This window comes from Aeromonas sp. AE23HZ002T15 (assembly GCF_054165525.2).
Window position 1 is genome coordinate 3,491,771 of record NZ_CM201342.1, and the last position, 24,834, is coordinate 3,516,604.

Annotated in this window: 23 protein-coding genes and 1 pseudogene; 10 read left to right on the forward strand and 14 right to left on the reverse strand. The window is 62.4% G+C overall.

Annotated elements, in window-relative coordinates; all coding sequences use genetic code 11:
• Nucleotides 1-74 precede the first annotated feature (74 nt).
• Entirely contained in the window at nucleotides 75-713 is a 639-nt protein-coding gene (gene crp, locus ACT5M9_RS16340) for a cAMP-activated global transcriptional regulator CRP (RefSeq protein ID WP_025328082.1), read from the reverse strand.
• A gap of 314 nt (nucleotides 714-1,027) precedes the next feature.
• Here crp and ACT5M9_RS16345 point away from each other — a divergent pair, with 314 nt between their 5' ends.
• The gene (locus ACT5M9_RS16345) at nucleotides 1,028-1,432 is read left to right on the forward strand and encodes an OsmC family protein (protein ID WP_349921210.1); all 405 of its coding nucleotides are present in this window, start codon (nucleotides 1,028-1,030) and stop codon (nucleotides 1,430-1,432) included.
• A 48-nt stretch (nucleotides 1,433-1,480) separates the two neighbouring features.
• Complete coding sequence (locus tag ACT5M9_RS16350; protein ID WP_438550383.1) at nucleotides 1,481-1,780, forward strand: hypothetical protein; 300 nt, start codon at nucleotides 1,481-1,483, stop codon at nucleotides 1,778-1,780.
• 61 nt (nucleotides 1,781-1,841) lie between these two features.
• Here ACT5M9_RS16350 and ACT5M9_RS16355 read toward each other — a convergent pair whose 3' ends face one another.
• The 3 genes from ACT5M9_RS16355 to ACT5M9_RS16365 form a co-directional block, all read right to left on the reverse strand.
• Nucleotides 1,842-2,372 (reverse strand): DUF4136 domain-containing protein, encoded by a 531-nt coding sequence (locus tag ACT5M9_RS16355; RefSeq protein ID WP_457980385.1) that lies wholly within the window; start codon nucleotides 2,370-2,372, stop codon nucleotides 1,842-1,844.
• 15 nt (nucleotides 2,373-2,387) lie between these two features.
• Nucleotides 2,388-3,257: a phosphoribulokinase gene (locus ACT5M9_RS16360; protein WP_438550381.1), complete on the reverse strand. Its 870-nt coding sequence runs from the start codon at nucleotides 3,255-3,257 to the stop codon at nucleotides 2,388-2,390.
• A gap of 198 nt (nucleotides 3,258-3,455) precedes the next feature.
• On the reverse strand, nucleotides 3,456-3,698 hold the full coding sequence (locus tag ACT5M9_RS16365) for a YheU family protein (RefSeq protein ID WP_438550499.1): 243 nt from the start codon (nucleotides 3,696-3,698) through the stop codon (nucleotides 3,456-3,458).
• Nucleotides 3,699-3,781: 83 nt separating this feature from the next.
• On the opposite strand from ACT5M9_RS16365, the gene ACT5M9_RS16370 reads away from it, so the two are divergent.
• Complete coding sequence (locus ACT5M9_RS16370) at nucleotides 3,782-4,933, forward strand: GGDEF domain-containing protein (protein WP_457980383.1); 1,152 nt, start codon at nucleotides 3,782-3,784, stop codon at nucleotides 4,931-4,933.
• Here ACT5M9_RS16370 and ACT5M9_RS16375 read toward each other — a convergent pair.
• From ACT5M9_RS16375 to ACT5M9_RS16385, 3 genes are all read right to left on the reverse strand, one after another.
• Nucleotides 4,918-5,898, reverse strand: coding sequence for a hydrolase (locus tag ACT5M9_RS16375; RefSeq protein WP_457980381.1), 981 nt, complete (start codon nucleotides 5,896-5,898; stop codon nucleotides 4,918-4,920). The two genes, ACT5M9_RS16370 and ACT5M9_RS16375, sit on opposite strands and share 16 nt — an antisense overlap.
• Nucleotides 5,899-5,962: 64 nt before the next feature.
• A complete protein-coding gene (locus ACT5M9_RS16380) occupies nucleotides 5,963-6,862 on the reverse strand; it encodes a chemotaxis protein (RefSeq protein ID WP_438550378.1) in 900 nt (299 codons plus the stop codon).
• A gap of 136 nt (nucleotides 6,863-6,998) precedes the next feature.
• The gene (locus ACT5M9_RS16385) at nucleotides 6,999-7,658 is read right to left on the reverse strand and encodes a hypothetical protein (RefSeq protein WP_438550377.1); all 660 of its coding nucleotides are present in this window, start codon (nucleotides 7,656-7,658) and stop codon (nucleotides 6,999-7,001) included.
• 39 nt (nucleotides 7,659-7,697) lie between these two features.
• Between ACT5M9_RS16385 and ACT5M9_RS16390 the strand changes: the two genes are divergently transcribed.
• On the forward strand, nucleotides 7,698-7,904 hold the full coding sequence (locus ACT5M9_RS16390; RefSeq protein WP_033130616.1) for a YheV family putative zinc ribbon protein: 207 nt from the start codon (nucleotides 7,698-7,700) through the stop codon (nucleotides 7,902-7,904).
• 230 nt (nucleotides 7,905-8,134) lie between these two features.
• Complete coding sequence (locus tag ACT5M9_RS16395; RefSeq protein ID WP_457980379.1) at nucleotides 8,135-8,773, forward strand: FKBP-type peptidyl-prolyl cis-trans isomerase; 639 nt, start codon at nucleotides 8,135-8,137, stop codon at nucleotides 8,771-8,773.
• A gap of 68 nt (nucleotides 8,774-8,841) precedes the next feature.
• Here the strand turns inward: ACT5M9_RS16395 and ACT5M9_RS16400 are convergent, their stop codons facing one another.
• Entirely contained in the window at nucleotides 8,842-9,057 is a 216-nt protein-coding gene (locus ACT5M9_RS16400; RefSeq protein ID WP_349921220.1) for a SlyX family protein, read from the reverse strand.
• Between the two features lie 14 nt (nucleotides 9,058-9,071).
• A complete protein-coding gene (locus ACT5M9_RS16405) occupies nucleotides 9,072-10,040 on the reverse strand; it encodes a WD40 repeat domain-containing protein (RefSeq protein WP_457980377.1) in 969 nt (322 codons plus the stop codon).
• Nucleotides 10,041-10,159: 119 nt separating this feature from the next.
• On the opposite strand from ACT5M9_RS16405, the gene fkpA reads away from it, so the two are divergent.
• Together fkpA and ACT5M9_RS16415 are read left to right on the forward strand one after the other, a co-directional pair.
• On the forward strand, nucleotides 10,160-10,966 hold the full coding sequence (gene fkpA, locus ACT5M9_RS16410) for an FKBP-type peptidyl-prolyl cis-trans isomerase (protein WP_438550374.1): 807 nt from the start codon (nucleotides 10,160-10,162) through the stop codon (nucleotides 10,964-10,966).
• A gap of 149 nt (nucleotides 10,967-11,115) precedes the next feature.
• A complete protein-coding gene (locus ACT5M9_RS16415) occupies nucleotides 11,116-12,519 on the forward strand; it encodes a sigma-54-dependent transcriptional regulator (RefSeq protein WP_457980375.1) in 1,404 nt (467 codons plus the stop codon).
• A 166-nt stretch (nucleotides 12,520-12,685) separates the two neighbouring features.
• Here the strand turns inward: ACT5M9_RS16415 and ACT5M9_RS16420 are convergent, their stop codons facing one another.
• The 3 genes from ACT5M9_RS16420 to ACT5M9_RS16430 form a co-directional block, all read right to left on the reverse strand.
• Nucleotides 12,686-13,552, reverse strand: coding sequence for a tetratricopeptide repeat protein (locus ACT5M9_RS16420; protein ID WP_457980373.1), 867 nt, complete (start codon nucleotides 13,550-13,552; stop codon nucleotides 12,686-12,688).
• A gap of 114 nt (nucleotides 13,553-13,666) precedes the next feature.
• On the reverse strand, nucleotides 13,667-14,002 hold the full coding sequence (locus ACT5M9_RS16425; protein ID WP_100858211.1) for a hypothetical protein: 336 nt from the start codon (nucleotides 14,000-14,002) through the stop codon (nucleotides 13,667-13,669).
• A gap of 113 nt (nucleotides 14,003-14,115) precedes the next feature.
• Nucleotides 14,116-14,454 (reverse strand): DUF2956 domain-containing protein, encoded by a 339-nt coding sequence (locus ACT5M9_RS16430; protein ID WP_457980372.1) that lies wholly within the window; start codon nucleotides 14,452-14,454, stop codon nucleotides 14,116-14,118.
• Nucleotides 14,455-14,713: 259 nt separating this feature from the next.
• Between ACT5M9_RS16430 and ushA the strand changes: the two genes are divergently transcribed.
• A complete protein-coding gene (gene ushA / locus ACT5M9_RS16435) occupies nucleotides 14,714-16,444 on the forward strand; it encodes a bifunctional UDP-sugar hydrolase/5'-nucleotidase UshA (protein ID WP_457980370.1) in 1,731 nt (576 codons plus the stop codon).
• A gap of 183 nt (nucleotides 16,445-16,627) precedes the next feature.
• On the opposite strand, the gene ACT5M9_RS16440 is transcribed toward ushA, so the two are convergent.
• Nucleotides 16,628-17,479 carry a Tim44 domain-containing protein gene (locus ACT5M9_RS16440; RefSeq protein ID WP_457980368.1) on the reverse strand — a complete coding sequence of 284 codons (852 nt, stop codon included), beginning with the start codon at nucleotides 17,477-17,479 and terminating at the stop codon, nucleotides 16,628-16,630.
• Nucleotides 17,480-17,932: 453 nt separating this feature from the next.
• Here ACT5M9_RS16440 and dnaB point away from each other — a divergent pair.
• Both dnaB and alr read left to right on the forward strand, forming a co-directional pair.
• A pseudogene (gene dnaB / locus ACT5M9_RS16445) lies at nucleotides 17,933-19,474 on the forward strand (replicative DNA helicase).
• 143 nt (nucleotides 19,475-19,617) lie between these two features.
• On the forward strand, nucleotides 19,618-20,691 hold the full coding sequence (gene alr / locus ACT5M9_RS16450) for an alanine racemase (RefSeq protein ID WP_457980366.1): 1,074 nt from the start codon (nucleotides 19,618-19,620) through the stop codon (nucleotides 20,689-20,691).
• A gap of 153 nt (nucleotides 20,692-20,844) precedes the next feature.
• Here the strand turns inward: alr and putA are convergent, their stop codons facing one another.
• Nucleotides 20,845-24,786: a trifunctional transcriptional regulator/proline dehydrogenase/L-glutamate gamma-semialdehyde dehydrogenase gene (putA, locus tag ACT5M9_RS16455; protein ID WP_457980364.1), complete on the reverse strand. Its 3,942-nt coding sequence runs from the start codon at nucleotides 24,784-24,786 to the stop codon at nucleotides 20,845-20,847.
• Between the last annotated feature and the right edge of the window lie 48 nt (nucleotides 24,787-24,834).

Here is a 24,834-nt window from a genome sequence, read left to right on the forward strand (position 1 = left end):
GGAGGCGATCAAAAAAGGCTGCCGGGGCAGCCTTTTATCTGACGGCGTTCGCGTGATGGCAAAGGGCTGCGCCCTCAGCGGGTACCGAACACCACTATGGTCTTGCCGTGAGCGGAGATGAGCTCCTGCTCTTCCAGCATCTTGAGGATGCGGCCGACGGTCTCGCGGGAGCAGCCGACGATCTGGCCAATCTCCTGACGGGTGATCTTGATCTGCATGCCATCCGGGTGGGTCATGGCATCCGGCTGCTTGGCCAGGTTCAGCAGGGTCTGGGCGATACGACCGGTCACATCCAGGAAGGCGAGGTTGCCGACCTTCTGGCTGGTGTGCTGCAGACGCTTGGCCATCTGGCCGGAGAGGCGCAGCAGGATGTCCGGGTTGACCTGGATCAGCTGGCGGAATTTCTTGTAGGAGATCTCGGCGACTTCACAGGCGCCTTTGGCACGCACCCAGGCGGAACGCTCCGGGTTCTCGTTCTCTTCAAACATGCCCATCTCGCCGAGGAAATCACCCTGGTTCAGGTAGGAGAGGATCATCTCCTTGCCTTCATCATCCTTGATCAGGACGGCGACGGTACCCTTGACGATGTAATAGAGGGTTTCTGCCTTCTCGCCGGCGTGGATCAGGGTGCTCTTGGCGGGATACTTATGAATGTGGCAATGCGACAAGAACCACTCAAGGGTGGGATCGCTTTGCGGTTTGCCAATGATCATGAGACTTCCTCTGTAGTGTCATTTTTGTGGACTCGTGCGTCCGGGCAAGGTGCCACGCTTGCCATTCCTTGTATCGGGTCGCAGTAGAATAAGAGCCTTTGCCTGTGCTGACAAGGCTTCGGGGACTTTTGCGAGTCGCCTCTTGCGTCGTTCTGCTGCGCCATTCCGGCCATTCTAGGTAAGAAAGCATCGAAAGATGTTGATTTCGATCTATTTAGGCGGGAAGTTCGCAAGAATATGGGTATGTGCCACACGGCCCCTGCTTGAGGTATGCTATGGGCGTCAGAACCGTCGTCATTGAGAGGAAATGTGAGATGAAAGCCAAGGTCAGCTGGGTGGAAGGCATGAAGTTTGTGGGCGAGAGCGAGTCCGGTCATCAGGTGACCCTGGACGGCGCCAACCCGGGCGAGGGTGCCAGCCCGATGGAGATGATCCTGCTGGCGGTCGGTGGCTGCAGCTCCATCGACGTGGTCTCCATCCTGGAGAAGGCGCGTCAGTCCGTGACCGCCTGCCACGTGGAGCTGCAAGGGGAGCGTGCCGAATCCGTGCCCCGGGTGTTCGAGAAGATCCATCTCAATTTCGTCGTCACCGGCAAGGGGTTGGCCGAGAAGCAGGTGGCCCGTGCGGTGGATCTGTCGATGGAAAAATATTGTTCAGTTTCCCTGATGTTGGAAAAAGCCGTAGAAATTACTCATAGTTATCAAATCCTTGAGGCTTGATACGCGTAGCTGGATCTGCCGATAACACCATGACATAAGGAAATTACAATGAAGAAAATAATGATGTTGCTTCCCCTGTTCGGACTGGCCGCCTGCAGCATGCCGCAGCCGACCCAGTATCAGTACCGCCAGTACCAGTGCGGGGAAGAGCTGCTGGCCATCACCTATGATGCCCAGGCCGACATGGTGCAGTTCCCCTATGCCGGGGTTTATCACAAGCTGGGTCGCATCGAGGCTCCCAAGGGGACGTCCAGCTATTCAGACGGCGTGACCACCTTCTCCCATCAGGACAAGAACGCCACCCTGGTCAAGAACGGCGTGACCCTGCTCACCTGCGAGCTCAAGTAACTGCTCGTCTGTCTGGTGTGTCAAAAGGCCCGCATCGAGCGGGCCTTTGTGTTTCTGGGGATTAGCGGGGCAGGGCGTCCAGCAACTGGGTGGCGAGCTGCTGGCTGAGCTGACGCCGGTTGTCGTCGTCGATGGGCACGTCGCTGGCGAGCTGGATGGCGCTGCTCCACACCGTCTGCTGGCTCTGGCGGTCGAGCAGCAGTATGGCGAGGGTGCCCTTGCGGGCATCCCCCTTGGCCTGCAGGCCGGGCGTCATGCCGAGGCGGGAGAAGATCTCACCGTCGCTCATGTCCTTGCTGCCCGCCACGCCGATGGCAACCCAGACATCGGCCTCATCGAGGGGCACGCTCTGCCAGCCGCGGTTGTTGAGGTCCTGGCTGACCGCCTGCTGTACCGGCTCCAGCCAGCCGGCAGCGCTGTTGCCCGCATACTGGAACTGTTCGGCCAGGGCATAGCGCGGGGTGGCGCCGTAGCGCCAGTGGTCCGCCGGGCGCACCACCATGGTGCCGGTCTCCACCGTGGGAGCGGCAGGACCTGTGGTACAGCCGCCCAGCAGGGCGACCAGGGATAACGAGAGAAGTGCGGCGCGCATCGTGAACTCCTTGGTTCAGGTGATCTTGCCGGTTTCGATCAGCTGCTGGATCAGGGGGCGCAGGATCAGCTCCATCGCGAAGCCCATCTTGCCCCCCGGCACCACTATGGTGTTCATCCTGGACATGAAGGCGCCGTCGATCATCGACAGCAGGTAGGGGAAGTCCACCTGCTTGATGCCTCGAAACCGTATCACCAGCATACTCTCGTCCAGACTCGGTATCACCTTGGCGCTGAAGGGGTTGGAGGTGTCCACGGTGGGCACCCGCTGGAAGTTGATGTGGGTGCGGGAGAACTGGGGGGTGATGAAGTTGATGTAGTCGTCCATGGAGCGGACGATGGAGTCGGTGACCGCCTCCCGGGAGTGGCCGCGCTCCGAGGTGTCGCGAATGAGTTTCTGGATCCACTCCAGGTTGACGATGGGCACCACGCCGATGAGGAAGTCCACGTGGCGTGCCACGTTGTGCTCGTCGGTGACCACGCCGCCGTGCAGCCCCTCGTAGAACAGCAGGTCCGTCTCACCGGGCAGCGCCTGCCAGGGGGTGAAGGTACCCGGCATCTGGTTGAAGGGCACCGCCTCGTCAAAGCTGTGCAGGTAGCGACGGTACTGGCCGCTGCCGTTCTGGCCATATTCCTGGAAGAAGGACTCCAGCAGGCCGAAGTCGTTCGCCTCCGGGCCGAAGTAGCTGATGTGGCGCCCCTGCTCCCGGGCCTTGCGGATGGCCACGTCCATTTCGGGTCGGGTATAGCGGTGAAAACTGTCCCCCTCCACCACGGCCGCGTTGTAACCCAGTTGATGGAACATGGATCGGAAGGCGTTGGTGGAGGTGGAGGTGCCGGCACCGGACGAACCGGTAACCGCGATGATGGGATGCTTGGCCGACATAGAATTCTCTCTTCCTTGGGAGTCCCGTTATAAGGGGAGGATCAAAGGGCGGTCAAGTGGGTTCTGTGGCCGACCCCGGCCGTGGGAATCCTGATGGGTAGCGAAAAACACTATCCATATCAGCTTAATTTATTGTTCATGCTGCGGAGGTACTTCTCGTTGGTCATATTCGCTACCCGTGGCAGCGAGATATGTGCCTCATTCAGGCATGTCCGGAGCGGCGAAACGATGTAAGGACTCCAGAGGAACTATATTTATGCTCTCATGGAGTTCGCTGTAGACGATGACGGCACTACCTTGCCGCAGCTGTTTTCTGACATCATCGACCTTGTCAGCCAGGCTGACATCCTGTTCACCGTATTCGGTTCCCTCCTGCAGGACGAAATGTTCTATCAGGTTGTGCAGGGTATCCGGATCCAGTTCTTGCCAGGGGATTATCATGGTTTCATCTTCGGTCATGGGTATGCGGACATTGTCTTTGTCTGGCCACCGAGCGCAAGCAGTTTGTCCCCGTGAGGTCATCCATGCTGTCCGTTGAGCAGCGCCGCCTCGCCAGCCGGTTCGATCACCACCTGCACGATGCCCGTCGCCGAGCCCTGGACGGGGGGCTGCGCTGGTTCTGGATCATCAATCTGATCGCCATCCTGTTTCTGATCACCCGCTTCTACGTCTATTGGGATGCCCAGATGATGCCGACCGGGCTCCTGCCCTGGCACTACGAGTGGCAGCTCATCGCCATGCTGTGCATCTGTCTGCTGCTCCCCCTCCTGTGGCGCTGGCTCTCCCGTCAGCCGCCCTCCGTGTGGCGACCCTGGCTGTGGGGCTGCGCCCTGTGCTGGGGCGTGGTCTGGGCATCGACGGGCCATACCATCTCCCAGGTCGATCCCAAGGGGGGATTCAGCCTGAGCTTCAACATGGTGAGTCTGCTGCTGCTGACGGCCCTCATCGCCTTCTACAGCGAGGGGCGGCTGTTCTACTGCCTGGCGGTCACTCCCTTGCTGTTTGTGCTGATACGGGCCTGCGGTAGCCCGTCCCCGATCAATATGATCAACGGGCTGTCGGTGGTGGTGCTGCTCATTGTGCTGGAAACTGGGCGACGCATGCTCAACGGCTGGTTCGAGCTGGCGGTGCTGAGGGAGCACGACAACCTGGTGCTGGCACGGCGGATGGATGCCATGGCCAACAGCGATCCCCTGACCGGGGTGGCGAATCGCCGCTACTTTGCCACCGTCAGCGAGCAGATCCTGAAGGAGGTGCAGGCCCAGCACGAGAAGCTGGCGCTGATCCTGCTGGACGTGGATTTCTTCAAGCTGTTCAACGATCGCTACGGTCACCAGCTGGGGGACGAGTGCCTGATCGCGGTGGCGGACTGCCTGAGCACCTCCCTGCGGGAACCCACCGACGTGGTGGCCCGCTACGGGGGGGAGGAGTTCGTGATCCTGCTGTACGGGGCCGATGCCGCTGCCGCCGAGACGGTGGCGAAGCGGATCGCGGGCGAGCTCGCCATCTGCGCCATCCCCCATGCCGACTCCAGCGTCGCCGAGCGGGTCACCGCGAGCCAGGGGATAGCGCTCTGGCGGCGCGGCGAGACCATAGAGGCCTTGCTGGCGCGGGCGGACGAGGCGCTCTACCGGGTCAAGGACGGGGGACGAAACGGCTATCAAATAGCCCCTTGAGTCTGCTCCTGTAACCACTGGCTGATGCGCTCCTCCAGCCAGAAGCGGGGACGCCAGGGGGAACCGTGCAGGAAGCCAACGTGTCCACCCCGGCGGCTCAGCTCATAGCGCACCTGGGGGGAGAGCTGTTCGGGGGTGGGGATCACGGCCCCTGTCATGAAGGGATCGTCGGCGGCGTGGATGATTAGGGTCGGGATGGTGATCCGGGCCAGCATGCCGAGCCCGGAACAGCTCCTGTAGTAGTGATCCGCACTGTCGAAACCGTGCAGGGGAGCGGTGACCTGCTCGTCGAAATCCCGCAGGGTGGCGATGCGGGTGACCGCCTCCGGTTGCCAGCGCGCCTGGGCCGCCGCCTGATGGCGGATCTTCTTCTGCAGGTTGTCCCGCATGGTGCGCAGCAGATAGCTCTGATAGACCCGTGAGAAGCCCTGATTGACCCGATCCGCGCAGCTCGCCAGCTGCAGCGGCGCCGAGATCACCACGGCGGCGGTCAGTTCCACCGGGCAGGCCCGCGCCAGCAGATTCACCAGCATGTTGCCCCCGAGAGAGTAACCGATGGCCACCATGGGCTTGCCGGGGAAGCGGCGGCCCAGCTCGGCGATCAGCGCCTGGGCATCCTCGATGGCACCGGAGTGATAGGCCCGCAACAGCCGGTTCGGCTCGCCGCTGCAGCCCCGGAAATGCATCAAAACAGCTTCATTGCCCTGCCGCTGCAGATGGGCAAAGAGCCCCTTGGCGTAGTGGGAGTGGATGCTCCCCTCGAGACCGTGGAACAGCACCAGTAGCGGTTTCCCATCCTGGCTGATGGGGCCGCTCCAGGCGAGATCGACGAAATCCCCGTCTGCCAGTTCGAACCGCTCCGGGATGAAGCGGGCGGGCGCCCGGCGCAGCCACTTCGGCAATATGGTCTGCAGATGGGGGTTGCGGGCCCACCAGGGGGCGTGGAAGTGGCTCTCAATCAACATAAGGGGCTCGCGAGGTGGCAAACGGCGGCGAGGCTGGCTCGCCACCGTCATCAGAGGTCGGGGATCAGGCGGGCAGGCGGTCGTGGTGTTCGGCACCTCGCAGCATGGCCTGGATCAGTTCGTTCGCTTCAAACTTGGTGAGGGCCTCGTGGGCGCCCACCTGATGGGCCCGCTCCACGCTGATCTCGCTGGAGAGGGAGGTGTGCAGGATGATGTAGGCCTCCGCCAGCTTGGCATCGCTCTGCACCTCGAACGCCAGCTCGTAGCCATCCAGCCCCGGCATCTCGATGTCGCTCACCAGGATGTCGATGGGGTTGCCCTGGGCGGCCCGCGCTTGCATCAGGCTGAGGGCATCACGGCCGTTGGTACAGACCTCGTAGGGGATGTTGATGTAGTCCAGCGCCGCCATCAGCTGACGGCGGGCGACGGCGGAGTCATCCACCAGCAGGATCCGCATCGGCTTGAGGCGCTCGCGCTGCACGTCGGTCAGCACCGGATAGAGGTGGCTGGGATCGTCCGGGTAGACCCGGGAGAGGATCAGCTCCACGTCCAGCAGCTGGATCAGCTGATCGCCGACCTTGGTCACCCCGGTGACGAACACGTTGTGGCCGAGGGAGGGGGGAGGCGGCTCTATGTCACGCCAGTTGCACTCGGTGATCTTGTCGATGCCGCGTACCAGGAAGCCCACCAGGGTGCGGCGGCAATCCGTGATGATGATGAAGCACTGGGCCATCTCCTCCCTGGCGATGGGCCTGTAGCCCACCGCCATCGCCATGTCGATCACCGGTATGGTGGTGCCGCGCATGTTGGCGGCCCCGAGCACGGTCGGGTGGGAGTGGGGCAGGGCGGTGAGCTGGGTATAGGGCACTATCTCCTTCACCTTGAGGGTGCCGATGGCGAAGGATTGCCTGGCGGAGAGGTGAAACAGCAACATGCCCTGGGATTGGTTGGCCTTGCTCGTCATGGCGGATGTCCTGTTGATCTAAACGGTGGTGTTCAGCATAGGGGATGCGAAACAGAATGACTCGTCTGTTATTAGCGACCGCTGGCCGCAAAACTGGATCCCTTTCCCCCGGTTTTTTCCGGCCCGAGTCACCGGCTCAGGGCTGTGACAGGGCCGCCAGGGGCTGACCGAGCCAGCGCTGGCAGGCATCCGCCAGGACGGCCTCATCCTGATAACCCAGCTTGTCCATCACCTGTGCCAGCTTGCTGCCGCTTCTCAGCAGGCGAGCGGCCTGCAGCAACTGCCACTGGGCGCGCAGGGATTGCACGTCCAGGCCGGCGGCGACAAACACGGACTCGTCGACGCTGCCCCCTGCCTGCAGGGCCTGCCAGGCCGCCTGCAACGGGGTTGTGGTCTGGGGAAGCAGGGTCGAAGCCATCAGCTCGTCCTGAGCGACCCGCAGGCGATGACCATAGGCCCCCTGCCAGTCGCGCCCCTTGTCCCAACCGGCCAGGTTGTCCAGCAGGGCATCCAGCAGCGGCGTGGCCTGCAGCCAGCCCGCCTGGAGCGGCTGCGCCACCCGCACGGAACAGCTCAGCCGATCGTGCTGACAGCCCGCCAAAGGGGTGAAGGCGGCGAGGGCATCGGTGCAGAGCCAGAAGTGGCTGCCCGCCGTCAACAGCAGCTCCTGGGCGCCGAGTCTCAGCAGCGCCGCTCCCCGGGTGATCCGCAGCAGTTGGCCCAGGGGGCTGCGCTTGCGGGCCCCCATCTGCAGATGAGGAGTGGAAAAATGCTGATATTCGATGGCGTGATGCATGTAAAAACCCTGATATGATGCTGCCTGGAGGTAACAAAAATGGAAACCAGACGTAAAAAGCGCTTCATTGCCGGTGCAGTTTGTCCGGCGTGCGGCAAGATGGACACCATGATGCTGTATATGGAGCATGGAGTCGAGAAGGTGACCTGTGTCGACTGCGGGGATACCCAGGTGCAGACCCAGGCCGAGGTGGATAAGGCGACCCGCGAAGCCGAGCAGGTCATCGGGGTGTTTAGGCCGGAATGACGGGGGAAGTGAACCCCGCCTCGCACTCGGCTCGCCGGGCAAGCTGACCCGGGAGGCTGGGTGGGCGGCAGGCCTGCCCCTTTGCTAGGGGCATCCTTCATTCCCAGAGGTGGCCAGCCCCGTTCCGGGCTGCTGGATTTTTCGGCACGCCCAGGCGGGGCAGATCATATGCTTGGCCACCTTTTTGAGGTATTCTGGCCCCGTTTTTTTCTATCCGCAGGATCCCTGACATGAAAGTAGCTCCCCTGAGCGTGGTTACGCTGGAATACACGGTCACCGACGAACACGGTGAAGTCATCGACACCACTGTCGGTAAAGAGCCTCTGGTGTATCTGCACGGTACCCGTTATCTGGTCTCTGGCCTCGAAGCCGAGCTGGAAGGCCGCAGCGTGGGCGAGGCATTCGAAGTCACCCTGACCCCGAGCCAGGCCTACGGCGAGTATGACGAGAACCTGGTGCAAGAAGTGCCGGGCGAACTGTTCGATGGCATGGAAGTGTCTGAAGGGGATACCTTCGTTGCCGAGACCGACGATGGCCACCGCCCGGTGACCGTGGTCGAGGTCTCCGAAGAGTTCATCAAGGTGGATGGCAACCATCCGCTGGCCGGCGTGACCCTGGGCTTCAAGGTTGAAGTCAAGGAAGTGCGTGCCGCTACTGCCGAAGAGCTGGCCCACGGCCACGTGCACGGTGCCGGTGGCTGCGGTCACGACCATGGCCACGATCACGACCATGATCACGATCATGGCCATGGCGGCTGCTGCGGTGGTGGTCATCACGGCCACGACCACGGTCATGATCACGGCGACGACCACGGTCACGGCGGTTGCTGCGGTGGCGGCGGTTGCGGTGGCAAGGGTCACCAGCACTGATCGGCCATTTGGCCCCATAAAAAAACCCGCCTCGTTGCGGGTTTTTTTATGGGCGACGGGCGCTGCGCTCAGTAGTGCGGGGGCGGCGTCTCTTCCGCCATGCTGGCGATCTGGCTCGGTTGCACGCTCTGCAGCTTGTCGATCAACAGCTGGATCTGATGCTTGAGCCGATCGAGTTCTCGACCCTGGGTGGTCACCTCGTCGTTGAGTTGCTCCACCGTGTATTCGGCATAGGCGAGACGGCTTTCCAGGGTCTCGAGGCGATCGTTAAGTTGCTGACTCATGGGCCTGTTGGTCCTTACTTGATAGTCCAGATTTCGGCCAGGCCGCTGGAACTGGCGCTGACGAGGTGGCTATTGTCGCGCAAAGCCATGCCATAGACCACAGCGCTCGGTGGTTTCGCCTTGGGATGAGGGGAGACGCGCCAGCGCTGCAGCAGGCTGCCGTCGCTGACTCGCCACAAGAGCAGTTGGCGGGAAGGGGAGCCGGTGATGAGCCATTGACCGTCATTGGCGAAGCGAGCGCTGGTATAGACCTCGAAGCGGTGATCGAACTGCAGGCGGCTCAGCCCCTTGCCGGTCTTGAGATCCCAGATGGTGGCCTGATGACTGTCGGCGGTGAAGGCGTAGCGTCCGGTTGGCTCCAGCCGTGCCATCACCACCCGTCCGCCGTGGTTGAAGCGCCACACCACCTGGCCGGAGCGGGTATCCCACAGGTAGGCGCTGTAGTCGTTGCCACCGGTGAGGGCGTAACGGCCATTGGCGGAGAGATCTACCGTATTGACCTGCTCGCTGTGACCGAGGAACTGCAACCTGCGACCGGTACGGGTATCCACCACTTCCGCCTTGCCATCCTCACGCCCGATCAGCACCTGAGTGCCGTCGGCGGACAGCGCCGCGTCCCTCAGGCTGGATTCAGGAAGGGAGTAGTAGCCTTGGGACTGGCCATCTTGCAGCCGCCAGATGGCGAAGGCGTGCTGGGTTGCCGTGATGGCGTGGCTGTCGTCCGGGGAGAAACGGGTGAGGGTCACGAAGTCATTCTGGTCATCGGACTGGCGCCAGCGCCAGCGCTCCTGGCCCTTGGCGAGATCCCACACCACAGTGCCCTGACCCAGGCTGGAGGCGATAGCCAGCTGGCCATCCTGACTCAGATCCGCACTCAGCAAGCCCTGATTGGCGAGGCGGATCTGCTGGTCCGGGGATGAGCTCTGTTCGCAACCCGTCAGCATCAGGCAAATCGCGAGGAGATAAATGGCACTTTTGATCATTTTTCCTGTCTCATGCTTTCGTTACCTGCGATCAGGGCGTTAGTATAAGGCGCTTATCACTATAAACCTCTCATTTCATGAAGGAACCGAGAGCGGTATTTAGAGTTTTGGAGAAACTGATGAACAATTTTCTGAAGGTGTCCCTGCTGGCCGCGGCCGTTACCGTCGGCCTGACTGGTTGCCAAAAAGATGAAAAGCCGGCTGCCAACAATGCAGAGGTGAAGGCAGAGGCCAGCAAGACCGCAGAGGCCCCCAAGGCAGAAGCCAAGAGCTTTGAAGAGCAATCCGGCTACGCGATCGGCCTCTCCATGGGTCGTTACATCGCCAATACCCTGGAGCGCCAGCAAGAGCTCGGCATCAAGCTGGACAACACCGTCATCCTCAAAGGGGTGACCGACGGTCTGGGCAAGGAAGCGAGCATGACCGACGAGGAGATCCAGAAGGTTCTGCAGGAATACGACGCCAAGATCAACGAGTTGACCAAGGCCAAGGCTGACAAGGATGCCGTGGACAACCTGAAGAAGGGTGAAGAGTACCTGGCCGCCAACGCCAAGAAAGAGGGCGTGAAGAGCACCGAATCCGGCCTGCAGTACCTGGTCGAGAAGATGGGTGACGGCGCCAAGCCGAAGGCCACCGACATCGTCAAGGTTCACTACACCGGTACCCTGACCGATGGCACCAAGTTCGACAGCTCCGTCGATCGCGGCGAGCCGGCCACCTTCCCGCTGAATCAGGTGATCCCGGGCTGGACCGAAGGCGTACAGCTGATGCCGGTCGGTTCCAAGTTCAAGTTCTTCCTGCCGTCCAAGCTGGCCTACGGTGAGCACGGTGCAGGCTCCATCCCGGCGAACGCCGTGCTGGTGTTTGACGTCGAGCTGCTCGCCATCGAGAAGCCGGCCGCCGACGCTGCCGACGCGAAGAAATAAGCAGGAAACTGCACAAAAACGGCTCCTCTAGGAGCCGTTTTTACTTTTGTCTGGTAGCCAGAATTGTCAGAAAGCCTGCCTGCATGGCTTGAGTGTGTGACATATCGCCCGCAGAATAGACAACAAAATCAATCGCAAGGATGGATCCCGTGGCTGAAAGCAAACCTCGCGTCCTGTTGGTGGAAGACACCCGCAGTCTGGCGGTCGTCTATGAGCAGTACCTGGCCCAGGATGGCTATGAGGTACTGCTGGCCGATTGTGGCCAGCAGGCGCTGGCGCAGTTGCTGGCGAGCCCGCCTCCCGTGGTGTTGCTGGATCTGGAGCTGCCGGACATGTCCGGCATGGACATACTGCAGCAGATCACCGAGCAGCAGTTGCCCTGCTCCGTGGTGGTGATCACCGCCCACGGCTCCGTGGACGTGGCGGTGGAGGCGATGCGCCACGGGGCCTTCGATTTCCTGACCAAGCCGTTCGACGGCAAGCGGCTGTGTGCCACCGCGCGCAATGCCTTGAAGCATCAGCAGCTCAGCTCCCTGGTTGCCCAGTATAGGGAGAACTTCGAGCGCAGCTCCTTCGCCGGTTTCATCGGTGCCTCCATGCCGATGCAGGCGGTCTATCGCATCATAGAGAGCGCGGCGCCGAGCAAGGCGACCGTCTTCATCACGGGGGAGAGCGGTACCGGCAAGGAGGTGTGCGCCGAGGCCATCCATCAGTGCAGCCCGCGCCGGGAGCAGCCCTTCATCGCGCTGAACTGCGCCGCCATCCCCCACGATCTGATGGAGAGCGAGATCTTCGGCCATGTGAAAGGCTCCTTTACCGGCGCCCAGGGGGATCGCAAGGGGGCGGCCAGTCTGGCGGACGGTGGCACCCTGTTTCTGGACGAGATCTGCGAGATGGATCTCGATCTGCAGAGCAAGCTGCTGCGCTTCATCCAGACCGGTACCCTGCAGCGGGTCGGCAGCGGCAAGCTGGAGACGGTGGATGTGCGTTTCGTCTGCGCCACCAACCGGGATCCTCTGGTGGAGGTGAAGGCGGGGCGTTTTCGGGAGGATCTCTACTACCGGCTGCACGTCATCCCCCTGAGCCTGCCCCCCCTGCGGGAGCGTGGCGAGGATATCCTGCTGCTGGCACGGGATCTTCTGCTGCGTTATGCGAAGGAAGAGAACAAACGTTTCAAAGACTTCGATGCCGAGGCGGTACGGGTGCTGCTGGACTACCCCTGGCCTGGCAACGTGCGCGAACTGCAGAACGTGGTGCGCAACATAGTGGTGCTCAACGACAGGGAGCTGGTGAGCCCGGAGATCTTGCCGCCTCCTCTCAATGGCGGCCAGGGCCGCGTGGCATCTCTGCCTGTGGTAAGCACCACCGAGGTGGTCGCCCAGGCCTCGAGCCGGGCCCCCATACGGCCGCTCTGGCTGGTGGAGAAGGAGACCATAGAGCAGGCCATCGCCAGCTGTGACGGCAACATCCCCAAGGCGGCGGCCCTGCTGGAGATCAGCCCCTCGACTATCTATCGCAAGAAACAGGGCTGGGAGGAGGCGAGCCAGGGCTGATGGACGTTCAGCCCACTCCTTCCCAATCCCGCTATCGCAAGAAGCAGGGACGGGAAAAGCAAGCCAGGGCTGAGGTCGGTATCGGGATGACAGGCGTCATTCAGAGCAGATAGCTGGTGTGCGGGGCGGCCGAGGGGCCGCCCTGTTGTTTTCTCTCGGTTGTTCGCTAGAGCTTGGCGAGGCGCTTGAGCCTCGCCAGCCGCTCGGCCTCGTTGGCCTGCAGCCAGCCATCCTGGGACAGCAGGAACCAGGCGCGTGCGAAATACTCGGCCGTGGCCGGATCATCCAGCGCCAGTGCATTTTCCCCCAACTCCTCAAACAGATAGCCATCCTCGGGAGTGCTGGCGGAGGCCATGTCGGCCTGCAATTGCTTCAGTTCTTCCATCGCCTGCTCGTGCAAGCCTTGCGCCCGGGTGAGGCGCGCCAGACTCCAGCGGGCGATAAAGGCCTTGGCCTGGTTGTTGTGCTGCTCGTGCCAGGCCAGGCATTTCTGCTGACTGGCTCTGGCCTCCGCCAGGCGTCCCAGTTCGAACAGAGTCCAGCCCTGATTGTTGTAAAGGCTCGGCAGCCAGCCCCGGGCCCGCTCGTCCTGGCTGCGCTCGGCCAGGGTCATCGCCAGCTGGTGCCAGCGGCTCTGCTCCTCCAGCGGGGCGGCGATGGCCACCATATGGGCCGCATCTATGGCCAGGTGATCCTCACCCTGCTTGAGACCCAGCTGCCAGGCCTGCTCAAACAACGTCCTGGCACTGGCCTTGTCACCGGCGGAGTTGAAGGTGCGGCCGCGCTCCAGCAGGGCGCGAAGACGGGCTCGCGGGGTGGCAGTCGTGAGGCGGGGTTCTAGCTCGTCGAGCAGCTGGTGCGCCTCGGCAAACTGGCGTCGCAGGGAGTGGGTGCGGGCTATCTGGGTCAGCAACTCAAGCTCATACTGCAGATCGGCGGCGCGAGCCTCGGGAAGAAGGGCATGGAAGCGCTCAGCGCTGGCGGCGGGATCCTGATAATCCCACAGGGTCATGAAGTCGGGCGGGTTGGTCATCTGGCCTCCTGGCGAGCATTCCTGCCACCCAAGATGCCCGCAGGCCATTGTTTGTACAAGAGGCGCCCGTCACAGAGCGCCTCCTGAGCCGTTACAGGCCGATCACGGCCTGCGTCAATACACCATGGCCAGGCTCATCAGCATCAGGCCGAGGGCGGCGAAGGCACCCTCCTTGATGGCGAGTCGGGGCACCAGCGCCTTGGGCAGGGCCGGGAACAGGCTCAGCGCAAAGCCGAGCCCAGGCATCAGCCAGTGAAAGCCGGGGCTGCGCTGGGCAGGATCGGCCGCACCATTGATGACGATCAGCAGGATGAAGAGGGTAAACGCGGGCAGGATAAACCAGCGTGCGCTGCCAGAGGCGACGGCCCGCAGGGGCGAGATGCGGTAGAGCACCAGGGTGACGATGAACAGCACCAGGGGGGCCAGCAGATAGAGGGGGGCCGGGTTCATGTGAAAGCTTCTCCAGACGATGGGCGGCGAGTGTAATCAGCGAGAGTCAGGGATGACCAGCATCCATGCCCCGGGCTGTGAAGCCGATCCCAGGGCAAAGGTTTGCGAGCGGCTCAGCGCAGCCAGTACCAGCCACAGGCGAAGGCCAGCCAGCTCAGCCCCAGCAGCACCCAGGGCAGGGGATGCTGGCGGCGGATCTCGATGATCTCGATTTCGCTCTCTTCCTCATGCTCGCCCTGTAGTTGCGACTTCGCCTTGGCCTGCAGCTTCTTCTGGCGGCTGGTCTCGCGGGCGCGAGCCTTCATCTGCTTCTTGTATTCGTCTATGCCCTTCTGGATGCCCTGGGCGATCAGCTGGGTCTGCTCCTTGGTCTGACCTGGCCTCTGGTTGGCGCGGGCGATCTTCATCGCCTCTTGCTGGGTCTCGGGGGAAATCTTGTCGTACTTGGCCATTCACGGCACTCCTTGGCATCGATTGGCGGGAATTATGCCATAACCTGTGCAGCCATGGCTGCCACCCGGCTCGGTGAAATGGCGGTGAATAGGGTGAGAGCGCGGGGAGATATTTCGACAGAAGAACAGGTTGCGCGAAGGATCACATTTAGCGCAATTTGTGAGTCGCCGATGAAAAACCGTCACAGGTTGTTTGTTATATTACCGCCCGACCCAAGGCATGGGTCGTCCAATAACAAAATAACAAGGTGATATGGAAATGAATTATAAATTAGTCAAAGGAAGTGTCGCACTGGCTGTGCTGGCCGCTCTGAGTGGTTGCAATTCCTCCAAGAATGAAAGTGTCGCCCCCTGTACCGAAAATGTCTGCAAACTGACCGTCCTGCACACCAATGATACCCACGGCCGTTTCTGGCACAACGCCGATGGTGAATATGGCATGGCCGCCCAGAAGACCCTGGTCGAGCGTCTGCGTGGCGAGGCCAAGGCCGCGGGCAGCGAGGTGCTGGTACTCTCCGGTGGGGACGTCAATACAGGTGTACCTGAGTCCGATCTGCAGGATGCCGAGCCCGATTTCATCGGCATGAACAGCATCCGTTACGATGCCATGGCGGTGGGCAACCACGAGTTCGACAACCCCTTGAGCGTCCTCGAGAAACAGCGTGAGTGGGCCAAGTTCCCCATGCTGTCTGCCAACATCTATGACAAGGCCAGCGGCAAGCACTACTTCGACCCCTACAAGGTGTTCAAGCTGGACAACGGCCTCAAGGTCGCCGTGCTGGGCCTGACCACGGAAGATACCGCCCAGCTGGTGGATCCGAACAACGTCAAGACCCTGGAATTCCGGGATCCGACCACGGAAGCGGCCAAGCTGGGTCAGCAGATCCGCAGCAACAAGGAAGCGAACCTGGTCTTCGCCATCACCCACATGGGTCACTACGCGGATGGCCAGCACGGCAGCAATGCCCCCGGTGATGTGGAGATGGCCCGCGCGCTGCCGGCCGGCACCCTGGACGCCATCATAGGGGGTCACTCCCAGAACCCGGTCTGCATGGAGCCGGGCACTCCGGACAAGTACGCCAGCTTCCAGCCGGGGGACGACTGCCTGCCGGATCAACAGAACGGCACCTGGATCATGCAGGCCCACGAGTGGGGCAAGTATGTGGGTCGCGCCCAGTTTGACTACCAGAATGGCAAGCTGACCCTGACCAGCTATGAACTCATCCCGGTCAATCTGGTCAAGCGTGATGCCAAGAACGCGGTAATTAAAGACACCAATAACAATGTGCAGTTTATTCAGGACGAAATTATCAAGGACCCTGAACTTTACTCCACCTTGCAAGTATTCCAGGAGAAGGGAGAGGCCGAGTTAGGCGTAAAAATTGCCTCCACCGATGACCTCCTGCTGGGGGAGCGTAAAAATGTTCGTTATATGCAAACCAACCTGGGACGGCTTATTACTACGGCCACAGCCCAAAAGCTGGGTGCCGATTTTGGCATCGTGAACTCGGGTGGTGTGCGTGCGTCCATACAGATCGGCGATATTACCTACCGCGACGTGCTCACCGTTCACCCCTTCGGTAACACGGTTAACAAAGCAACCATGAAGGGTGCCGAGCTTGTCGATTATCTGGGCCAGGTCGCGACCTTGACCAGCGGTGGCTATCCCCAATTTGGCGGCATCAACATGGAAGTCAATTGTGGCGCCAAGAGCGTCACCATTGCCTCCATCGGTGGCAAGGCCTTCGATGCCAATGCAACTTACAGCTTTGCCATCCCGAGCTTCAGCGCGGCGGGTGGCGACAAGTATCCTGTCATCAACACCATCAATGCTGGCCTGGTCGATGCGGGTGTGCTGAAAGAGTATCTGGAAGCCAAGCAGAACGTCCATGCCGCTGACTACCAGCCTGCGGGTGAAGTGACCTTCATCAACAACACTGTCAATCCGGCCAACACCAACAACTGTGGCCAGGAGATCATAGGTAACTGATCATCGTTGAAGCCAAAACCGGGGCCTTGGCCCCGGTTTTTTTGGTCCAGCGAATAGTGTGAAGCCCATCTGCGTGGACGAACCATGGTTAATTGGCCGATGTGGGCGACATGATCCCATGGATGGACAAGCAGTAAAAAGGCGACCCTGAGGTCGCCTTTTATATTTCCTGAAGGGAGAGCCTTACAGCTGCTCGATCCCGACGATGTGCCAGGGGGCATTGTCCTTGGCGAGGTCACGCTCGAGGTGCCACACCTCCTTGATGTCCTCCTCGACGTTCTCCTGGCGGTCCATGTAGCGGCCGCTGAAGCGCACGCTGACCTGGGCCCAGTCGCTACCGTAGTCGGCACGCACCAGCTGGGTGTCCACATACATCACTTCGGTATGCTGCTCACCGGTCAGTTCGGCACGCTCGGCCTTGAGGTTCTCGAACAGTTCCGGGCTCACGTACTCACGTACCTTCTCCAGATCGTTCTTGTTCCACGCCTCTTGCAGGGTGCGATAGTGATCGCGGGCGCCGGACAGGAAGCCGTTCATGTCAAAGCCTGGGGGCAGACGGAAGGGCACGTCGCTGTCGGCGAAGCCGGTCGCTTGCGGGGCGCTGTGGCTCTGCTCAAACTGCTGCGGGGCCTGGGGAGGCTGGTAGCCAGCATAGGCGGCCTGTGGCTGGGCCGTCGCCGCCTTGCTCTTGCGCAGGGCGCGGAACAGGAAGACGCCACCCAGGGCCAACAGGGCGATCAGCAGCATGTCCATGCCTTGCAGGCCTTCGAAGGCACCGCTGCCCAGCAGGTAGGCGAACAGGCCGCCGGCCAGCAGACCACCCAACAGGCCACCCATCATGCCGCTCTTCTTGGGGGCCGCGGCTAGGGTCGGGTTCTTGCCGTTCACTGGTGCTGCGGCTGGAGCCGGTTGTGCCGGCGCCGTCTTGTAGCTCTTGCCAAAGGATTTGCCGCCGCCAAATTTCTTGGCTTCGGCGATGGGTGCCCCGAGGCCAATGGCCAGGATCACGGCAAACAGGGTCAGCATCTTTTTCATTTTGACTCTTTTCACTCTCATGTGGATGGGGGCATGCTCTGCTTGTGCAAGCTCAGCGAGGCGCATGGCAGGCTGCCTGTCCCTTTTTGTGTTGCAGCTTGCGACTATGATTAACACGTTTGGCATGAATTATTCATGAACGAATTGTCCCCCTCGGAACGGCAACAGGAGAAGCTGGATGAAAAACAGACGACCGAGCCGTAAAGAACGCAGACTGCGCAACAAGGCGAGAGCCAAGGGACAGGATCAGACCCTGGTGTGGCCCTTTATCGTGTTGTGACGGTGACGGGATAACCCGATTGGTCATCCCGACGGGTGATGATAATCCGCTATGGCTTGACCCGGAGGAGGGGAAAGATAGCCGGGCTCTTTGAATGGCGCGCATTAGCGCTCGCGATGGCGGGGTTTCTTTTGTAAAATTCCCGTCCCCTTCCCGCTGCGGTTTTTATGTGTATGGCAGAGCAAGTGACGGCGAAAAAAGACGCCAAGACACAACAGCTGAAAGTTCCCCCCCACTCCTTTGAGGCCGAACAGTCCGTACTGGGCGGCCTGATGCTGGACAACGAGGCCTGGGATCGGGTGGCCGAGCGGGTGATCGACAAGGATTTCTACAGCCGTCCCCACCGCCTCATCTTCCAGGCCATGACCCGTCTCTCCAACGCGGGCAACCCCATCGATCTCATCACCCTGCAGGAGGAGCTGGAACGCTCCGAGCAGCTGGAGGAGTCCGGTGGCTTTGCCTACCTGGTGGAGATCGCCAAGAACACCCCGAGCGCCGCCAACATCAACGCCTACGCCGAGATAGTGCGGGAGCGGGCCGTGGTGCGGGAGATGATCTCGGTCGCCAACGAGATCGTCGAGGCGGGCTACGAGCCCCAGGGGCGCACCTCGGGGGATCTGCTGGATCTCGCCGAGAGCAAGGTGTTCCAGATTGCCGAGCAGCGCTCCAGCGCCAACGAGGGCCCCCAGCCCCTGAACCTCATCCTGGAGCAGACGGTCGACAAGATTGAGGAGCTGTTCAAGACTCCCCACAACGGGGTGACCGGGGTCTCCAGCGGTTACGGGGATCTGGACAAGATGACAGCCGGCCTGCAGCGCTCTGACTTGATTATCGTGGCGGCCCGTCCCTCCATGGGCAAGACGACCTTTGCCATGAACCTGTGCGAGCACGCGGCGCTCACCGCCGACAAGCCTGTGCTGATCTTCTCCCTCGAGATGCCCTCGGAGCAGATCATCATGCGTATGCTCGCCTCGGTCGGGCGCATCGATCAGACCAAGGTGCGGACCGGCCAGCTCGACGACGAGGATTGGGCGCGCCTCTCCTCCACCATGGGGCTCCTGCTCGAGAAGGGCAAGATGTACATAGACGACGCCTCCGGCCTGACCCCGACAGACGTGCGCTCCCGCGCCCGGCGCATCGCCCGTGAGCACGGGGGCCTGTCCATGATCATGATCGACTACCTGCAGCTGATGCGGGTACCGGCGCTGTCCGACAACAGAACCCTGGAGATCGGTGAAATCTCCCGCTCCCTCAAGGCCCTGGCAAAGGAGCTGCAGTGCCCCGTGGTGGCGCTCTCCCAGCTGAACCGAAGCCTGGAACAGCGGGCCGACAAGCGCCCGGTCAACTCGGATCTTCGTGAATCCGGCTCCATCGAGCAGGATGCGGACTTGATCATGTTCATCTACCGCGACGAGGTGTATCACGACGACAGCCCCGACAAGGGGATCGCCGAGATCATCATCGGCAAGCAGCGTAACGGCCCCATAGGTCGGGTGCGTCTCACCTTCCAGGGGCAGTTCTCCCGGTTCGACAACTACGCCGGCCCGGCCTTTGACGATGACTATTGAGTATCTGACTGCCCTGACAAGGGAATTGCTGGGATGACTATCGGCAAGCAGCGTAACGGCCCCATAGGTCGGGTGCGCCTCACCTTCCAGGGGCAGTTCTCCCGGTTCGACAACTACGCCGGCCCGGCCTTTGACGACGATTATTAACCGGGAGCGAACTGCTCCTAGATGACAAGACACAGTTTTCCCGGTTCGACAATTCTGCCGGTCCGGCCTTAGACGATGACTATTAAGGGCTGGCACCTCTGTGCCTGGCGCCGTGCGCCATATGCCCTCGTAAGGGAAAACAGATGAAAGCGGCTATTGCCCAAATCGATACAACGGCCCTGCGCCACAACCTCGCCGTGGTCAAACGCCACGCCCCCTCCTGCAAGATCATCGCCGTGGTCAAGGCCAACGCCTATGGCCATGGCCTGCTGCCGGTCGCCCGCACTCTGGTGGATGCGGATGCCTATGCTGTGGCCCGCATCGAGGAGGCGCTGATGCTGCGCTCCTGTGCCGTAGTCAAACCCATAGTGCTGCTGGAGGGCTTCTTCTCCAGCGCAGATCTGCCGGTGCTGGCGGCCAACAACCTGCAGACCGCCGTGCACACCTGGGAGCAGCTCGAGGCCCTGGAGCAGGCCGAGCTGCCGGCCCCCGTGGTGGCCTGGCTCAAGCTCGACACCGGCATGCACCGGCTCGGGGTGCGGGCCGACGAGATGCCCGCCTTCATCGAGCGCCTCGGCAAGTGCAAGAACGTGGTGCAGCCGTTCAACATCATGACCCACTTCAGTCGCTCCGATGAGTTGGAGCAACCGACTACCCGTGAGCAGATAGACCTGTTCAGCCGCTTGACCGCCCCCCTCAAGGGTGAGCGGGCCATGGCGAACTCGGCGGGCATCCTGGCCTGGCCGGATTCCCACTGCGACTGGGTGCGCCCCGGTGTGATCCTGTATGGCGTCTCCCCCTTCCCGGGGACCGTGGCGGCGGATTACGACCTGAAACCCGTGATGACCCTCAAGACCCAGCTGATTGCGGTGCGGGATCACAAGGCGGGCGAGCCGGTGGGTTATGGCGCGAACTGGGTGTCGGAGCGCGATACCCGGCTCGGGGTCATCGCCATCGGCTACGGCGACGGCTACCCACGCATGGCGCCCAACGGTACCTCAGTGTTGGTCAACGGCCGCATAGTGCCCCTGGTGGGCCGCGTCTCCATGGACATGACGACTGTGGATCTCGGCCCGGGTGCCACCGACAAGGCCGGTGACGAGGCCGTGCTCTGGGGTGAAGGTTTGCCAGTGGAAAGAGTGGCAGAGGAGATTGGGACCATTCCCTATGAGCTGATCACCAAGCTGACGTCTCGTGTGTTTATGGAGTACGTTTAACTCCCCTCATTCCCAGCCCTTCTCCCGCGAGGGGGAAGGAGAAACAAAAAGGCCGCCCTTATCGGGGTGGCCTTTTTTATGCTCTGGTGTTTGTGGTGCGGATATAAAAAGCCCCGCATCGGCGGGGCTTGAGTATCTAGTACTGTGCAGCACTTAGCCGATAGTCATCAGGCTGGCGTTGCCACCGGCGGCGGCTGTGTTGACCGAGAGGGCGTGCTCGATCAGCAGGCGCTCCAGCGGGATGTCGGTCTCGCCACGGTGCAGGCCGTGCACCCCGACGATGGCGCCGGCGCGGGCGGCGGCGAGCTTGCCCACCTCGCTCAGCTGATCCGAGTCACCGTGGTGTAGCAGGGCATCGAAAGCGGTGTCGCCGTTGGCCCAGTCCGCTACCAGCTGGATGCGGCCCCGCACCTCGGCCGGCAGGCTGGATTGCAGGGTACGGTTCTGGGCATTGTCCTGCCACAGCACCTCTGTTCCGACCGCGAGACAGGCCGCCAGCTGGGCCAGCAGATCTGCCTTATCCTCGGCCAGACAGAGTACCCGCTCCCTGGGCAGCAGGCTGTAGGTGTTGCGCTCACCTGTGGGACCGACCAGCACCTGGGTCAGGCCACTCTGGGCCAGCTCGGCATACTGGTCGCATAGGGCTACCAGGGCCTTCTCCTGCTTGGCTGCCCAGTTGCGTAGCGCCTGCAGGGCCGGCTTACTCGCCTCGCCGCGCTGGGTTGCACCGGATTCCTGGCGCAGCTGGCTGGCCACCGCATCCTGCGGGCGGGTCGCCAGCAGGCGGTACATGTAGAGCGGGCCACCCGCCTTGGGACCGGTGCCGGAGAGGCCCTCACCACCGAAGGGTTGCACCCCGACCACGGCCCCGACGATGTTGCGGTTCACGTAGAGGTTGCCGACCTTGGCGGTGTTGACCACCTGGGCTATGGTCTCGTCGATCCGGGTGTGCACACCCAGGGTCAGGCCGTAGCCGCTGTCGTTGATCTGAGTCAGCAGCTCGCCGAGCCTGGCGCGCGGGTAGCGCACCAAGTGCAGCACGGGGCCGAACACCTCGCGGCCGAGCTCATCCAGACTGTCGAGCTCGATAAGTGTCGGTAGCACGAAGGTGCCGCGGCTGTAATCGGCACCCTGGGCGCGAGCGATCTGATGCACCTTGCGACCCTTGTTGGTCATGGCCTTGATGTGCTGCTCGATATTGGCCTTGGCCTCGGCGTCGATCACCGGACCTATGTCGGTGGAGAGGTGCTCGGGGCTCCCGACCTTGTACTCGGCCATGGCCCCTTTGAGCATGCGGATCACCCGATCCGCCACGTCGTCCTGCACGCACAGCACCCGCAGGGCGGAGCAGCGCTGGCCGGCGCTGTCGAACGCGGAGGAGATGACGTCCATCACCACCTGTTCGGTCAGGGCGGAGGAGTCGACGATCATGGCGTTCTGACCGCCGGTCTCGGCGATGAGGGGGATAGTGCGACCCTGGGCATCGAGGCGACCGGCCAGGTTGCGGGAGATGATGCCCGCCACCTCGGTGGAACCGGTGAACATGACGCCGCGCACCCGCTCGTCGGCAATCAGCGCCGCGCCCACGGTTTCACCGCGGCCTGGCAGCAGTTGCACCGCGCCGGCCGGCACGCCGGCTTCCAGCAGGATGCGCACCGCCTGCGCTGCGATGAGGGGGGTCTGCTCGGCGGGTTTCGCCAGCACCGTATTGCCGGCGGCGAGGGCCGCGCACACCTGACCGCTGAAGATGGCGAGCGGGAAGTTCCAGGGGCTGATGCAGACCACGGGGCCGAGCGGCCTGTGGCTGTCGTTGGCGAAGTGGTTGCGCGCCTGGGCGGCGTAGTAGCGCAGGAAGTCCACCGCCTCGCGCACCTCGGCGATGGCGTTGCTGAAGGTCTTGCCGGACTCGCGCACCAGCAGGCCCATCAGGGGCTGCAGCTCGGATTCCATCAGATCGGCGGCGCGCTCCAGCACGGCGGCACGCTCGGCCGGCGGGGTGGACTGCCAGATCTGGCCGCTGGCGAGGGCACAGGTCAGCGCGCTGTCGACCAGCTCAGGGCTGGCTTCGCTCACCTGACCGACCAGGTCGCGGTGATCCGCCGGGTTGACCAGGTTCTGGAACTCGATCGGTGCAGATATATCCGTGCCCAGCATGGGCAGCGCCTGATAGCGGGTATTGGTGCTGGCGAGCAGGGCGGCGGAGAGGGACCCCAAACGGTGTTCGTTGGCGAGATCCAGCCCTTCGGAGTTCGGACGGGCATCGCCGTACAGATCCCGGGGCAGGGGGATACGCGGGTGCGGCAGGCCCAGGGTGCCTTCACGGGCAGCCATCTGTTCGATCTGCTGCACCGGATCCTGCACCAGATCCGCCAGGGAGATGTTGTTGTCCGCGATGCGGTTGACGAAGGAGGTGTTGGCCCCGTTCTCCAGCAGGCGGCGCACCAGGTAGGCGAGCAGGGTCTCGTGGCTGCCGACCGGCGCATAGATGCGGCAGGGGCGGCCCAGCTTGCCGTCGGCGACCTTGCCGACCACCTGTTCGTACAACGGCTCACCCATGCCGTGCAGGCACTGGAACTCGTACTGGCCCGGGTAGTAGTTCTGGCCGGCGAGCTGATAGATGGCCGACAGGGAGTGGGCGTTGTGGGTTGCGAACTGCGGGTAGATGGCTTCCGGCACCGCCAGCAGCTTGCGGGCGCAGGCCAGATAGGAGAGATCGGTATAGGGCTTGCGGGTATAGACGGGGTAGCCTTCCAGGCCATCCTGTTGGGCGCGCTTGATCTCGCTGTCCCAGTAGGCGCCCTTCACCAGCCGGATCATCAGGCGGTGACGGCTGCGCTTGGCGAGATCGATGACGTAGTCGATGGCATAGGGGCAGCGCTTCTGATAGGCCTGGATGACGAAGCCGATGCCGTTCCAGTCGGCGAGGGACGGGTCGAAGCAGAGCTTTTCCAATAGGTCGAGCGAGATCTCCAGGCGATCGGCCTCTTCGGCGTCGATGTTGATGCCGATGTCGTACTGCTTGGCGAGCTGGGTCAGGGAGAGCAATGTGGGGTAGAGCTCCTCCATCACCCGATCGTACTGGGCGCGGCTGTAGCGCGGGTGCAGGGCGGAGAGCTTGATGGAGATGCCCGGGCCCTCGTAGATGCCGCGGCCGTGGGAGGCCTTGCCGATGGCGTGGATGGCCTGCTCGTAGGAGGCCAGATAGCGCTTGGCGTCCTCCTCGGTCAGGGCCGCTTCCCCCAGCATGTCGTAGGAGTAACGGAAGCCTTTGGTCTCCATGGCGCCGGCGTTCGCCAGCGCCTCGGCGATGGTCTCGCCGGTGACGAACTGCTCGCCCATCAGCCGCATGGCCATGTCGACGCCCTTGCGGATCAGCGGCTCGCCGCCCTTGCCGATCAGCCCCTTGAGGGAGGTATTCAGACCCGCCTCGTTATGGGTGGCCACCAGCTTGCCGGTGATGAGCAGGCCCCAGGAGGCGGCGTTGACGAACAGGGAGGTGCTGTTGCCCAGATGCTGGCTCCAGTTGCCGCCGCTTATCTTGTCGCGGATGAGGGCATCGCGGGTCGCCTTGTCCGGGATGCGCAGCAGCGCCTCCGCCAGACACATCAGGGCCACCCCTTCCTGGGAGGAGAGGGAGAACTCCTGCAGCAGCCCCTGCACCAGGCCCTGGCGGCCACTGGCACCCTTCTGGTTGCGCAGCTTCTCGGCGATGCTCATGGCGAGCTTCTGGGTCGCCTCGGCCTTGTCTTTGGGCAGGCGCGCCTGCTCCAGCAGCATGGGCACGGCCTCGGTCTCGGGACGGCGGTAGGCGGAGGTGATGGCGGCGCGCAGCACGGACTGCGGCAAGATGCTCTCGGCAAACTCGAGGAAGACCTGGATGCCCTGCTCGGTCAGGGTTTCCAGCGGCTCTTCCCCTGCGGCGGCGGCCAGACCGGACTGCTCTGGCGGGGTCAGGCCGCGATCCAGCTGCTCCAGGTAGGTGAAGATCGCCTGCTTGATCAGCCAGTGGGGGGTGCGATCCAGGGTCTGGGCGGCCTGTTTGAGCCGGTCGCGGGTCGCTTCGTCGAGTTTAACGCCAAGGGTGGTGGTGGCCATGGGACTTCCTGTGTCTAGAAGGTAACAATATTACCGGACGGTTAAATT